General features: G+C 39.5%; 11 protein-coding genes. 4 read left to right on the forward strand and 7 right to left on the reverse strand.

Annotated elements, in window-relative coordinates:
• Positions 1-8: 8 nt before the first annotated feature.
• The 3 genes from ACTB0Y_RS01215 to ACTB0Y_RS01225 form a co-directional block, all read right to left on the reverse strand.
• Positions 9-875 carry a DUF5777 family beta-barrel protein gene (locus tag ACTB0Y_RS01215; RefSeq protein ID WP_463204959.1) on the reverse strand — a complete coding sequence of 289 codons (867 nt, stop codon included), beginning with the start codon at positions 873-875 and terminating at the stop codon, positions 9-11.
• A gap of 11 nt (positions 876-886) precedes the next feature.
• On the reverse strand, positions 887-1,252 hold the full coding sequence (locus ACTB0Y_RS01220; protein ID WP_463204960.1) for a hypothetical protein: 366 nt from the start codon (positions 1,250-1,252) through the stop codon (positions 887-889).
• A 98-nt stretch (positions 1,253-1,350) separates the two neighbouring features.
• Positions 1,351-2,379 carry a multiheme c-type cytochrome gene (locus tag ACTB0Y_RS01225; protein WP_463204961.1) on the reverse strand — a complete coding sequence of 343 codons (1,029 nt, stop codon included), beginning with the start codon at positions 2,377-2,379 and terminating at the stop codon, positions 1,351-1,353.
• Between the two features lie 235 nt (positions 2,380-2,614).
• On the opposite strand from ACTB0Y_RS01225, the gene ACTB0Y_RS01230 reads away from it, so the two are divergent.
• From ACTB0Y_RS01230 to ACTB0Y_RS01240, 3 genes are all read left to right on the forward strand, one after another.
• Positions 2,615-3,307, forward strand: coding sequence for a Crp/Fnr family transcriptional regulator (locus tag ACTB0Y_RS01230; RefSeq protein ID WP_463204962.1), 693 nt, complete (start codon positions 2,615-2,617; stop codon positions 3,305-3,307).
• A 33-nt stretch (positions 3,308-3,340) separates the two neighbouring features.
• Entirely contained in the window at positions 3,341-6,403 is a 3,063-nt protein-coding gene (gene ccsB / locus ACTB0Y_RS01235) for a c-type cytochrome biogenesis protein CcsB (RefSeq protein ID WP_463204963.1), read from the forward strand.
• A gap of 157 nt (positions 6,404-6,560) precedes the next feature.
• Positions 6,561-8,636, forward strand: a complete 2,076-nt coding sequence (locus tag ACTB0Y_RS01240) for a right-handed parallel beta-helix repeat-containing protein (protein WP_463204964.1) — start codon at positions 6,561-6,563, stop codon at positions 8,634-8,636.
• A 53-nt stretch (positions 8,637-8,689) separates the two neighbouring features.
• Here ACTB0Y_RS01240 and ACTB0Y_RS01245 read toward each other — a convergent pair whose 3' ends face one another.
• The 4 genes from ACTB0Y_RS01245 to ACTB0Y_RS01260 are packed head-to-tail and all read right to left on the reverse strand — an operon-like array spanning position 8,690 to position 12,088.
• Positions 8,690-9,208, reverse strand: a complete 519-nt coding sequence (locus ACTB0Y_RS01245) for a hypothetical protein (protein WP_463204965.1) — start codon at positions 9,206-9,208, stop codon at positions 8,690-8,692.
• 12 nt (positions 9,209-9,220) lie between these two features.
• On the reverse strand, positions 9,221-10,090 hold the full coding sequence (locus tag ACTB0Y_RS01250; protein WP_463204966.1) for a hypothetical protein: 870 nt from the start codon (positions 10,088-10,090) through the stop codon (positions 9,221-9,223).
• 60 nt (positions 10,091-10,150) lie between these two features.
• A complete protein-coding gene (locus ACTB0Y_RS01255) occupies positions 10,151-11,347 on the reverse strand; it encodes an aspartate aminotransferase family protein (RefSeq protein WP_463204967.1) in 1,197 nt (398 codons plus the stop codon).
• A 27-nt stretch (positions 11,348-11,374) separates the two neighbouring features.
• A complete protein-coding gene (locus ACTB0Y_RS01260; protein WP_463204968.1) occupies positions 11,375-12,088 on the reverse strand; it encodes a LytR/AlgR family response regulator transcription factor in 714 nt (237 codons plus the stop codon).
• 234 nt (positions 12,089-12,322) lie between these two features.
• Between ACTB0Y_RS01260 and ACTB0Y_RS01265 the strand changes: the two genes are divergently transcribed.
• Positions 12,323-14,974: a S8 family serine peptidase gene (locus tag ACTB0Y_RS01265; protein WP_463204969.1), complete on the forward strand. Its 2,652-nt coding sequence runs from the start codon at positions 12,323-12,325 to the stop codon at positions 14,972-14,974.

The raw sequence follows: 14,974 nt of genomic DNA on the forward strand, positions 1-14,974 counted from the left end.
CAATCTGGTTAAAACGACCATAACCTGGTTATGGTAAAGCCGAAATTAAACTGTTCAAATTCAAACTCCTTGGTTTCGCGCACCATTGCGTACTGGGGTAACAGATGGTTGCTGTATCCCATATACAAATGAAATGCATGCGTGCTGGTTACTATCTCATATCCAATTGTAATATTTGGATTTAGCTCATATTCTTCTGTACCCGACAATCTCAATAAATCAAGCGGTTGGTCGTAGTTAAATACAATACTACCGGTTGGAGCCACCCTGACTCTTCCGTTAAAATGAATACCTACGCGGTCGTAGTCGAAACGCGAAGTATCGGTCATATTAAAATGTGAGAAACTTGCCCCAAGTTGCAGGCTTAATCTATAACCGAACTTTCGGCTCAGGATTAGCTGACTAAAATACGACAATCGTTGGGTAAAGGCATTTTGGGCGCCTAAATTCTCTTTCTCGCGACCATCAATACCCATTTTGCCATAAAGTGCCAGTGCGACAGGCCTGGAATTGTCTCTGGTTTGTTCAAAAAGCGTCCATTTGGCATTGAAATCGTGCGTCATATTTGTACGCGTAAGACCATAACCAACCTGTACATTTTCGTATGGAACATAATCAAACCCTATACGAATATTTGCTGATGAATAAATTCCAAATAGATCGGATATACCCTCCTCCATTGTACCAAATTTATGCTGAATAGCCATCTGGAGTGTTTTCTCAGGCAACACAAATGTAGTTTGGTTATCGAGCAATAAAGGACTCTCAAAAGGTGCTCTCACAGGACGTGGTTCAGTTTCTTTCTCTGTTTCCTGAGCCAACAAAAACTGACAACTCAATAATAAAACCGGTAACAGAAATATAATTTTCTTCATGGTGATTCTTTTTAGTTATTTGGAGCTCCTTGCTCAAGCCATGCTTGTACAAGTGCAGCTTGCTCTGCAGAATAATTTTTAAAATGGGAATTTTCCGGGGCAGCCATTGTGTAAATATTATTATCGCTGCTCAAATCGATATACTCCGGATTTCCCGTAAGACTGTTATAGGCATTTCCGGTAGTCAGGTTAGGTGATTGTCCTCCATTGTGACAATCCGTGCAACCCGCTTCGGTGAATATTGGTTCCACATCATTGGCAAAACTTACATCTTCTGAAACTTCAGGTAATGCTTCAGCCTCAAAAGCAGTATACTCACAACCCCACAAAAATATTGCTGCGGTTAGAAAAAATAAGTGAATGAATATCTTTCTCATGTTTTTAACTTTTTTCAAATAATTCCTGATTCTACCATCAGCTTAAAAATAGTGGGAGCCTTACATAAAGCTCCCACATTTATATTATGGTACTAATTTTAATTAAAAACCTCGAGTGAGTTCTGAAGCAACGCTTTAACATAAGCCGGGTTGTGAACACCCATACTGCGGTCTTCCAAAACAGTTTCATAGTTAAAAAAAGCTCCTGCCTCATTAACTGTAAGGTTCAGACTACTGCCGTAATTCAGGACAGCACCACTATCGTCAAGCAAATCACCGTCGGCATTAATAATACTGGCATTAATAAGTTCTGTTTCTAAATCACCCAGCATTGTTTCAACTTCAGTCTGTACACCATTAATATCGAAACTTGAAGCATCGGTATGACAACTTGTGCAGCTGGCCATGTTGGGCACAAAAGTATGTCCGCCTGTAGAATTATTATCAGCAGCAGGTGCCATGTGGCAATTATTACAAGAAGAACCTGTTCTGTGTGTAGAGGTTCCTGGCTCCGGGTAAGATGCGCTTCCAGCCAGTTCATAACCACCCATACCTTCTAATATGGTAGACTGCGGACCGTGATGTGGCCCATAGTGAGGACTGGAAATTGTATAAGTGCCGTCATTTGAAGAAGGAGCTGGTGTGCGTGGCTGGTGACAGTTAGCACACAAATTACTATTACCTTCAAAGTCAAGCGAAGTACCATCTATTAATAAGGTAACGGCTTCCCTTGTACGCATAGCATAATCTGGACCATCGTTTTCAAAATCAAGACTATAGTGATCATCGTGGCAGGTATTACAACTTATAGCTGTTGGAATTGGAATATTGGCAGCCGTTGTATCGCGTCCGGTTCTTTGTGTTTCAAGAAAACCTTCGTGCGAGTGACAAGCAGCACAATCATTTCTTCCTCCTGCATAACCCACATTTGCACCCGCAAAGTGTATACTGGATGCATATTGCACATCTACTGAATCGTGTTTCTCTTCATTGTGACATTCTTTACAAACTTCGCTTGCATTCTGACCATCCTGGCCAACCGGGCCTTCAGGGCCTTCACAACTAGTTGTTAAACTCATTGCAAACAGTGTAGATAAACCTAAAAGATAGTTTAATGTTTTTTTCATATTCCTCTGATTTTTATTGTTTTTCATTTAATTAAGTATTTAATAAATTAAAGCTTCGTGTCACAAAAAATATTCTAGATAAAAATACGCATATATCCACTTTGGGATTGGATTTTGCATATGATTACTTACATTTAAGTAGTTGAATTTTCACAATTAGAAAACTACAAAAGCACAACTTATGTGTTGATATATATCAACTGGGACTGTTTATAAAAATTAATACTTTTGAACGATGGATTTTAAACCCTGTAATTCTTGTGGATCTTGCCCTGTAGCATGGGACAATTTTAAAAACTTAACTGAAGCACAGATCAAAGAAATAGACGCCAGCCGTTTTGAAGCCAAATATAAAGCGGGAGAGGTAATTTTTAAGCAAGGTTCGCCTACCCCCAATGCTGTTTTTATGGCCAGCGGATTAGCAAAATTATACTTAGAAACTGACGAAGGGAAAAGGGTTATTATAGCGCTGGTTAAACCAGGCAGACTCATAGGCGGGCCTGGTATTTTTATCGACAATACGCATTATTTCAATCTTGTTGCTGTTAAAGATTCAACAGTATGTTTTATTGAAATGAAAATGCTCAAAAAAATGGTTCATGATAACGGCGATTTTGCAGAAGGTTTTCTTAGAGATATCAGTATAAAAGCACTAGCAAGTTTAAAAAAGATTATAAGTTTCAGTCAGAAAAAGATGAATGGACGACTTGCCGAAGGGCTGTTATACCTTAGCGATCAGGTTTTCAACTCTGATGAATTTAACTCTTGCTTAACCAGGCAGGAAATAGGAGAACTAACACTGATGACGAAAGAAAGTACTGTAAGACTTTTAAAGGAATTTGATGAAGAAGGTATATTGCAGGTAAGAGGAAGTAACATTAAAATATTAGACAAAGAGCGACTTGCCAAAATAATGCAATCTGGGTAGCACTCTAAATTAAAACATTACATTAAATCAACTATGAGACATTTAAGGAATTTACTATTCAGTCCAGCAACCATGGTCGTACTCCTGATCATGGCTGCTTTTTTTATGGGTCTGGCCACCTTTATCGAGAATGATTTTGGCCCTGAAGCCGCCAAAAATGCAGTTTATAATGCCTGGTGGTTTGAACTATTACTGTTTCTATTGGCCGTTAATTTTTTCGGTTCAATATTCGACCGTAAACTTTACAAAAAAAAGAAATGGCCGGTTTTACTATTCCATCTCGCCTTTATAATCATACTACTTGGAGCAGCAATTACTAGATATTTTGGTTACGAGGGGACCATGCATATTCGAGAGGGAGAGGCATCTTCGCAAATATTATTGCAGGAGAAGGCCATAAAAATCAAAACCGGTGAACAAGAAGACTTTCAAAATCTTTTTAATTATGACATAAGCAATCCTGAAGCATTTGAGGAAACAATAGAAGCTGATGGAGAAACATACCACATAGCATTATCTAAAAACTACAGTGCTGCCATAGAGCGGGCGGTAGAAACAGAAAAAGGAAAACCCACTATCGGATTTGTATTGGCCGGCCGCGCATACCGGGGTTTTTCCTACATAACACAAGGAGAGACGAAACAATACGGAATGCTGACAGTAGCATTTTCTAAAACTGACACCACGGCCGACATCAGATTTAGTTACAAAAATGATACGTTTTTTATAACCTCCAAAACACCCATTGCCCAGGGCAAAATGGGCACCCAGAAACAGAGAAAGCTTACCAATGGACAAACCCCGCTTGAAACAAAAAAGCTTTACCAAACTGCCAACGTTAATCTTGTTGCACAAGACCTGTACAGCTCAGCCAACATAACAGCAGTACCGGTAAAAGCGCAAAACCACAGAACAAGTCGGCCTGCACTGATTTTCGATGTAACACATAAAAATGAGCGTAAGCAAGTAGTTGTATGGCAAAGCAGGGAATTTAAAAACAATATTTCAACAGTAAATTTTACCCCAACAACCCTTGACTTTGCATATGGCTATAAAACGATTAAACTACCTTTCAAAATATATCTCAATGACTTTGAGATTAAAAGGTACCCGGGGTCTCACAGCCCTTCATCTTTTTCGAGCCATGTAACCATTTACCAGGAAGGCAAGGAGCCTAAACCATATCATATTTACATGAATAATATTTTGAAAATGGAGGGATACAGATTTTACCAATCATCCTACGATCAGGATGAAAAAGGAACAATTTTATCGGTAAATCACGATACAGCCGGAACAACTATAACTTATATAGGTTATTTTTTGCTTACACTTGGCTTTTTATGGTCGCTGGTAAGTAAACATACATATTTACGTAATACCAAAATCAAATCGTTAGGTGCATTGGCGCTTATATTGTTTTTATTAACCCCGGGTAGTAATTTAAAGGCTCAGCAGCACACGCATCAACCACCCTTAAATGTAGTTACCAAAAGCCATGCCTTTGAGTTTGGAGAATTATTGATACAAGACAAACAGGGCAGAACAAAGCCGGTTAACACACTGGCATCGGATATAATGCGCAAGTTATCGAGAAAATCTAAAGTTGCAGGTATGAACCCCGCTCAGTTTTTTCTCGAAATGCACATTAACCCCGAAAGCCTCATCCATATCCCTTTTATAAAAGTTGGTAACGAACATGTACAAGAAATAATAGGTATTAATTCAAACTATGCAGCTTATACGGACATTGTGCTACCGGGCAAAGGCTACACACTCAGTGGCATGGTGGAAAAAGTATATGCCAAGTCGCCAGCTGAACGCGACAAAGCAGACAAGGAACTCATTAAAGTTGATGAGCGGGTGAATATTTGCTACGGAATTTTTACGGGTAGGTTTCTCAGAATATTTCCGGCAAAAGATTCGACTATTGACAAATGGCAAACGCCGGAAAATGCATGGAAATACACACAAAACCCTGAAGATTCAGCATTTCTGAAAGATGTAACAGGCATATATTTTCAAGAGGTGATGAATGCCAAAAAAACCGGTAAATACGCACAAGCCAAAGAAATTCTTGATGGTATAAAAAAATATCAACGTACCCATGCCCAATACGATTTGCCATCTCAAAGCAAAATAGATCTGGAGATTAGTTATTACAGATGGAACATCTTTAAAAAGCTGTTTCCCTTTTATGCAACCGTAGGTTTAATATACCTTTTCATACTTGTTGGAGCCATTATTTCTGGCAAGCACTTTAATCCCTGGATCAACCGGTCATTTCTAATATTAATTCTAATTGGTTTTATTGCCCATACAGCAGGTTTGGGTATCCGGTGGTACATTGCAGGCCATGCTCCCATGAGTAATGGATATGAATCAATGATATTTGTTTCGTGGGTTACAGTGTTAGCTGGTTTTATTTTCAAGCGATATTCCTCTTTCTCCCTTGCTGCCACAGCTATTCTTGGAGGATTTACCTTGATGGTTGCCAATTTGAGCTTTATGGATCCGCAAATCACCAACCTGGTTCCGGTATTAAAATCATACTGGCTGACGTTACATGTTTCGGTGATTACAGGCAGTTACGGATTTCTGGGGTTGGGTGCGATATTGGGCATCATTAACCTGATACTTTTTATGCTGCAAGGTAAAAAGAACAAAAATCGCATAAACGAAACCATTGAAAGTCTAACGGTCATCAATCATAAAACACTGATCCTCGGTGTTATTTTTCTTACCATTGGTACATTTTTGGGAGCAGTATGGGCCAATGAATCATGGGGCCGCTACTGGGGATGGGACCCTAAAGAAACCTGGTCTTTAATAACCATTATTGTATACACCATTGTAACGCATGCGCGGCTTGTGAAAAATATGAATGGCCTTTTCGTATTCAATATTTTATCGGTCTATGCGTTTTTATCAGTACTGATGACCTACTTTGGCGTAAACTACTACCTTTCAGGGCTGCACAGCTACGCCGGAGGGGACCCTGTACCAATCCCAATGTTTGTGTACATCAGTATCGGAATGCTTATCATGCTTTCATTGATCGCATGGGTCAATCATAAAAACATACGATCCGTCTAACCAATAAAAACATAATAGTACTAAAAGCTGCATAGTCAAAAAACTATGCAGCTTTTGTTTTTTATGCCGTTGTTAAATTCACGTTAATTCAGAAAATAATAAAACATTTAAGATATAAAGATGTCTAATTGTCCAAACCTCAAAAAAATCTAACAATATGAATTTCATTAATCAAACTCACATCGCATTCAAATGGCTATTCCTCGCTGTTTTATCTTCAACATTAATATTGACCTCCTGCGAGGAAGCAACAGACGACGAGCAGGCAGATGAAGTAGCAGCCAATGCAGGCGGTGACCTAACTGTATCGGTGGGCAATGAAGCCACATTGGATGGCTCAGGATCCAGCACAGGAGATTCCTTTACGTATTTATGGACCATTGAAACAGCTCCTGATCAGAGCTCTGCCCAAATAACAAATTCAACGTCCGTTACTGCAAGTTTTACGCCCGATGTAGCAGGAGCCTATTCTATTAAACTACTTGTTTCTAACGGCGCCGAAGAAGACACAGATTTAATTACAGTTTCAGCCATTGAAGGCGGAGCAGGCGAAACCATAGAAGTAAGCGGCACATTAGACTCTGATGCAGTATGGGCCGACCATGTAAGTGACCCCGCTATACCCGATTATCTAATAACCGGAACCTTAAACCTCGAAGCCTTGCTTACAATAAACCCGGGTGTTTTGGTTCATATCGACGAAAACGTAAGAGTAAATATTAACCAGGAAGGTGTACTTAGTGCAGTGGGAGAAGAAGGCAATCGCATTGTAATTACAAGCTCCAATGAAGCTGGAAACCAGTATTGGGGCGGCTTGGTGGTTAAGTCTTCAGACAATCGCAACACCATTTCATATGCCGACCTCAAATATGGTGGAGGTACTGAAATAACAGGATTTTCAGATTTTGTAGATTTGGGTGCCAATATAGGTATACACAGCGGAGGCTTCCTAAATATGGACAATTCTACTATTAGCGATAGTGAAGCTTATGGGATGTATATCCGATATGGTGATCTGGGTACATTTAGCAACAATACATTCGAAAACAACACTGTCAATGCCATTGGTTTGAACATTAAGCAGGCAGGTCAGATTGATGCTCAAACCACTTTTTCCGGTAATGCATCAGATGTTGAAATATTCGGCTCTACATTATCAGAATCGGACGCTATAACCCTGGCAAACCTTGCTGGAAATGCACGATATCTGATTTCCGGCAATGTATCCATTGAAGGAGAACTAACCATTGACCCGGGTGCTGAGTTTGATGTAGGCACCGACAAAAAGCTCCAGATTGAAAGTACAGGTGTTTTAATGGCCGATGCTTCGGGCGGTGAGATGATTAAATTTAATGCAGACAAAGCAGAATCCGGATTTTTCTGGAAAGGCATTGCTATTAAATCTTCTGATGCACGCAACAATCTTTCAAATGTTGAAATCAACGCAGCGGGTAATTCTCAGTGGGGAGGCTTTGCTGATTTCGTCGACCTGAAATCTAGTATTGCCATCATGGATGGCGGCAAGCTCACCCTGACAGGAAGTACTATCAGCGATGGAGATGGTTATGGCATGTACATCCGCTATGGAATACTTGAAAACTTCGCCAATAACACTTTCAGCGGCAACAGCTTTACGGCTATAGGACTCGAAGCCGACCAGGCTGGAGCAATTGACCCGAATACCACATTTACCGGTAATGGGTATGATGGCGTAGAAATATTCGGAAGTACACTTACAGCAGAATCTACCTGGGTAAACTTATCCGGTAGTGCGTCCTACAACCTGACCGGAAATCTTAACATGAGCGCAGGTTTAACGTTGGATGCAGGTGTTTACGTTGAGGTTGAGGAAGATAAATTCATTAATGTAAACAGTGGCAGTTACCTTAGCTCTGCCGGCACATCATCAGCGCAGGTGACCATAACCACCTCGAATATGGCGGGGCAACTCCGTTGGGGTGGTATACTCATTAAAACAGCCGATGCCCGCAACTCATTCGATTACACAACAGTAAGCTGGGCAGGTGGTGCAAAAATGGATCTGGATGATTTCGTTGATGTAAATGCCATAATTGGCGGACTGAATAACGGAAATTTAACCATAACGAATTCTACTATTGAGGATAGTGAAAGCTATGGCGTATATTTCCAGGGAACCATCAACGATATTGAGAGTGCCACTGCCAACAACACTTTCAATAATAATCCGGACGGAAATAATTACACGCTTTAAGTCACAAAATAAAATTTAACAAGAAGCCATTCCAGTGATTGGGGTGGCTTTTTTTATGCAATAAGAAACAGAAGCAAGGTGGTTATAAAGAAAAAACCAGCCACTGCAGCAGCAAAATAGAGAATTTTGCGGCGCCATTCGAAATCATCGCGGCTCAGTATTCTACGAATAGAGTTCTGAATACGCAACCGCGCAAAATTATTTTTGATGATTATATCATCTACAATTAGTTCGGCCTTGTATACCTCCATCTCATCGTTTTCGAGCTCTCCGGGATTGTATAAAAGTATTACATGAGTGTTAAGTAAATAATGCTTTAAACGCTCTATGGTTTCAAAAACACTATTTGTTTCTTTTGCATGAGCGCTTACCGAAATAATAACCACATTACGCCGGATTTTCTTCGCGGATTGGCTTTTAAGTTGTTCAAGCAGATCATCGGCGGAATAAAATGTGAAAATTTTATGATTTTCTACGCCCCGGGCAAAAACCTGTTTGAGTACTCGTTGGAAGTCCCGGTCGTCTTCAACAATATAAACAGATGTACGTAATATTTTATGTAAAAAAGCCATAGTTTTAATCTGTCAAAAAGTATAAGATATATCTTTTTTCCGTTTATTCAATTGCTTTTTACTGTTTTTTACATCTAAATTCTCTTTTAAGATCCATTTCCCATCTTCATATTCCAGACCATCAAAGGTTAGGTCAGATCCATAGGCCATTTTTTGTCCCTTTAAAGAAGGTTTGATGGGTGCCATATGTTCAAACACTACCATATCGAGGTCGTCATCGTATAACAACCTCATTGTGGACATGTAAGAGAACTCGAAAATAACACGTTTTTTTCGTTCCTTTTTGAATTTGAAAACGCTTTTACCAAAACGCGGTATACCTCTGGAGTTAAAACTAATTACATCAATAACCTTTCGGTTTATGAATAAATCACCTCCATCCCATGCAAGCAATAGATAATGATTAGGACGTCTTGTTTGGGCCGGTACAATTTCATAATATAAAGCACCATACCATTCATCGGCGCTTAGTACCTTTTGTTCTGGATTCTGAATACTGTCTGATTGATCGTGCAATTCTGTAAGGCGAATGCGCTCTTTATCATCGTCATAATATTGAACAAAGCAATAATAATTATATGTTCCGTCGGGCTTAATTATATTCCAGTTGATCAATCTGAACTTTTCATCAGGCGACATCACTTTGCCAATGGTTTTTAGAGTATCAAATTCATGTTTAAATGAATCTTTATTTTTCAGAACTCTACTAAAAACATCACGTATTGAATCATTTAAAGCCAGCTTATCATTAATATTTTCAATGGTACGCAAACGGGTAAAATAATCATACAAGGTATCGTCTACACTTTTGGCAAGCTCTTTTTGAGCTATTCCAGAAAGGGATAGCCACATCAACACAATCAACATCAATACTCTCAACATTTTCCTTACTTTATTTCTTTTATCTTAACGATTGTAATTAATCTATATTTTTATTCCATTCTATTTCTTTGTCTTCACAAATTTATCGATCAAAGCAACCAACTTTTCAGCAATTTCAATTGCCTGCTCTTTAGATATAATAAGCGGGGGTGCAATGCGAAATGCTTCTGAATTGAAAAGAAAAGGATCGAAAATTATGCCGTTTTGAGCTGCAAACTTCATAAAATCAGGAATAAAAATATCTTCTAAATCTGCGGCAAGAAATAAGCCTTCACCACGCACATTTTTTATGCGTGGATGTTGCATTTTTTCCCGAAAAACAGCGCCTATTTCATTGGCTCTACTGACAAGGTCATCTCGTAAAATTACTTTGAGTGAAGCCAATGCAGCAGCACAGGAAACCGGATGTCCGCCAAACGTTGTAATGTGCCCCAATGCCGGGTTATAAGTTAATTGTTTCATCAAAGAATGTTCTGCCACAAAGGCACCAATTGGCATTCCGCCACCCATACTTTTGGCAATGGTCATAATATCAGGAGTAACGCCAAAATGCTCATGGGCAAAAAGCCTCCCTGTTCTGCCAAAGCCTGTTTGTATCTCGTCAAAAACAAGTAAAGCACCCACCTCATCGCAGCGGCGCCTGAGTGCCTTAACATACTGAATATCAGGGACTATAATTCCCGCTTCGGCCTGAATTGGTTCGACAATTACACAGGCTGTAGTTTGGTCAATTAAGGATAATTCCCCGGATTTATTGAAATTCAAATGTGTAATTCCTGGTAAAAGTGGCCTAAATGGTCTTTTAAGCTGCTCGTTACCGAGTATACTAAGCGCCCCTTGTGTGCCACCATGATATGCATTATGAAAAGCTACAATACCGGAACGACCCGTGGCGCGCTTGGCAAGCTTCATGGCTCCTTCAACAGCTTCGCTGCCGGAGTTTACAAAATATACCGTATTCAGGTGTGCTGCCAGATTTGAGGTAAGCAGCCCGGCATATTGTACTTGCGGCGTTTGAATCATTTCTCCATAAACCATCAAATGCATGTGTTTTGCTGCCTGCTTCTGTACAGCTTCCACTACTTCTGGATGTGTATGGCCTACGTTACTTACCGAAACGCCCGAAACCAAATCAATATATTTTTTCCCGTCAGCAGCGTGTAGAAATATACCTTCGGCACTTACAATTTCTAATCCAAGAGGATCGGTAGTTGTTTGCGCTACATGTTCAAAAAAGAGCTGGCGGTTACTCAGCATTTCAAAAATCGATTATCAGAAAGTGTTTTATTTGGAAATCAGGTTTAAATCGTCCATAAGGTCATCTCTGTACGATTTTCCGATGGGTATTACCTTTGTGCCTGTTTTTTCACCCATCACAATGGTATTATCTTCTATCATATCAACCCTGTTTACGTTGACGATATAAGACCGGTGCACCCGCTTGAATTTATTTTCAGGGAGCTTATTTGCTATGGCTTTCATAGTAAAGTGTATAGTATACCGATGTTCGTAGGTGGCAACAATCACATAGTTCTCGAGCGCCTCAATGTATATGATATCACTATAATTCAGGCGTACAAGCGTAGAGTTTTTCTTCTTGATAAAGATCTCATCACTGGTCTCTCCTGAAACCTGGGCAGCATTATCAAACCGTTTTCGTGCTTTATTAACTGATTTTATAAAACGGGCTAAACTTACGGGCTTGAGTAAATAATCTGTAACATCATATTCGAAAGCTTCGATTGCATATTTCTCTTTGCCCGATATTATGATAATCTGTGGTGGATTGTCCAGTGTATTTAAGAAATCGAGCCCAGACATTTCCGGCATTTCTATATCGAGAAATATTAAATCGATGGTATCCGGACCATTAAACGCCTGAATAGCGTCCATAGCATTATCGTAAGAGGCAATTAATTCTAATGAATCGGATTTTTTTACAAATTCTTCAATAACTTTACGCGACAGTTGATCATCATCAATAATTATGCAATTCATAGCTTCCATGTTTTTGAGCGTCTATAATTTTGGCACTTTTTTATATAAAGAACTTTAAATGCTGTGCAACCCTAAGTCAAAAAATTAGTTACTTTCGTGGCTGCTTGTCCTTTATTAACCGTATAAAATTCAAATATAGTCAATAATTTAGCTAAAAATAGTAATAATATTCATTTTTTTAATCTTTACACCATTGATTTCCGTTTATAAAAGTATAAAGTTAAACATGTTAGCATGAAAATCATCAAATTGCTTTTAGTCACTTTTTTATTGCTGAGCTATATCCACAACATAGCTCAAAACCAGCCCGTGATAGTTAAAACAAAAAATGCAAATTTTGACTGGTCCGTGGTTAACCTTAACAATAAAACATCACCGCCCAGACCACTATTCCCTACTCACTACCAAAAAGCATTAAAAGGAACCGAAAGCAGGTTGTCCAATATTTTTAGCATTTCGTTGTCGTCTGATGCTGCACAAACAAAAATCATAAAACAACTCAACCAACACCCTGAGGTTATTTATGCAGTTAAAAAGCCCGGGGTTCAATTATTCGACACCACAAACGATACCTATATTAACCAACAATACTATCTCGGGCAAATCAATGCTTTTGCAGCATGGGATATAGAACAAGGTGATTCAACTACTGTGGTTGGCATAATCGATACAGGCACAGATTTTACACACGAAGATTTAAACAGCAAAGTGCATCGCAATTATGCCGACCCGATAAACGGAATTGATGACGACTTAGATGGTTTTATTGATAACTTTAACGGTTGGGATTTGAGCGAAAACAATAATAACCCACAGGCCGACATAAACGGACATGGTGTAAAAGTGGCTGGCATAGCTGCAGCAGCTGCTGACAATGGAATTGGAATTGCCGGCTCAGGCCGCGACATTAGCTACTTACCCATAAAAGTTATGAATAGCCATGGAGAGCTCAACACTGCCTGGGAAGGCATTGTTTATGCAGCAGATCACGGAGTAGATGTAGCAGTTTGCTCCTGGGGCGGTGTGGTTGAATCTCCATTTGCCCGGGACATTATCGAATATGCCATTTACGATAAGGATATGGTTATTGTGGCAGCAGCAGGTAACAGCCGCAATGAAGATTTATATTATCCGGCAGTTTACGAAGAGGTTATTTCTGTAGCAGCAACAAATGAAAACGATCAAAAATGGGTTGGATCCACTTATGGTTACCACATCGACATTTCAGCCCCCGGCGAAGGAATTTTATCCACGGCCCTTGGGAATAGTTACAGCAGTGGTTCGGGAACTTCTTATGCAGCTCCATCGGTTGGAGCTATTGCTGCTTTAGTCAGACACCAAAGGCCGCATCTGAATGCTTTTCAGGTAAAGCAACAAGTACAGAACTCATCCTACTATTTAGACACAATACCTCAAAATGTGATCTACGCCGACAAACTGGGAAGTGGCAGGTTAGACGCTCACAAAACGCTCTCAGATACCATGATAAGCGGTGTTGATATTACTGAGATGAATATTAATGGTTCGCTTCGGGCAGGAGATACGGCTTACCTGCATGGGCTATTTAAAAACCACCTGCAAAGTGCTGCTATATCTATAGAAATCGAGTCATTATCAGAATATGCCTCCGTTTTAACTACATCAATGAACGCCGGCATAGTTAACACAAATGAAACATTCGCAATAGAAAATGAGTCATTGCCCATAGTCATCCATAATGATGTACCTTTCGATAAAAAGATAACAATTAAATTTCTAATCGACAACGGACAAAATATTAACAGCCGGTTTTATTCCTTTTATGCCAATCGGTCATACATTAATTTAACCCAAAATGAATTAAATATAACTATTCCGGCCAATGGTCGCCTTGGGTTCAATGAAAGGAGCCCATTACAGGGAAATGGCATATGGCTCAACAATTACAGAAACATGGTGTGGGAAGCCGGGTTAATTTATGGAAACAGCACCAATGAAGTAATCAGCACTTTTTTGAATGCGCCTGAACTACAGACACTCAATATTGCTGACACCAGTTATTTTGGAGAAGAGAAGCTATCAATTGAAGCTGTTATGACAGACACCAACAAGCTAAACAGTATGCAAATCACAACGTTACAAACAGTAAGTATTTCAAACAACCCGGAATTATCATCTGTTGTTTTTCTCAAATATCAGCTTATCAACCAAAGCGACAACACTTACAGCGACTTTCATACCGGTTTGTTTTTTGATTGGGATTTAATTAGCGCAGACAACAATAACATGTTTTTTGATGAGACCAACCAGGTTGCTTATTGCACAAACAACCTGGGAGACAATTTGCTTACAGGCATTAAAGTCTACAACCAGCCTTTTCACCACTATGCTTTTGAGCTTAAAGAAGACACCGAAGGCATAAATATAATCGACGGGTTCACCGATGAAGAAAGGTGGTTTGCCCTTTCCAACGAACGGCAAGAAGCAGGATCGAGTTCAGGAGATGATGTAGCACACCTTGTAGGCACAGAAAGCATGGTTGTATATCCGGGTGATACCATTTCAACAATTTTTATACTGACAGCCGGCTTTCACCTGTCAAACATCATTGGCAACATTCATGAAGCCGAACAATATCTTTCCGGCACCACAGCTATAGCCAACATAGTTACAAAATCAGGTATAAATATTTACCCCCAACCGGCACACAATGTAGCAATGGTAACCTGTGAAACAAAGATGGAGCTATTAGAAGTTTACAGTATGAACGGACAGCTTAAAAAACGCAAGAAGATTAACGATAAGCATTATTCACTTAACACCCGGAATTTGAAAAGCGGAATGTACATTTTGAAAATATCCACAGCAAATGGAAGTACACGCCAATCGAAACTACTGATTTATTAG

The organism is Salinivirga sp., from assembly GCF_055145285.1.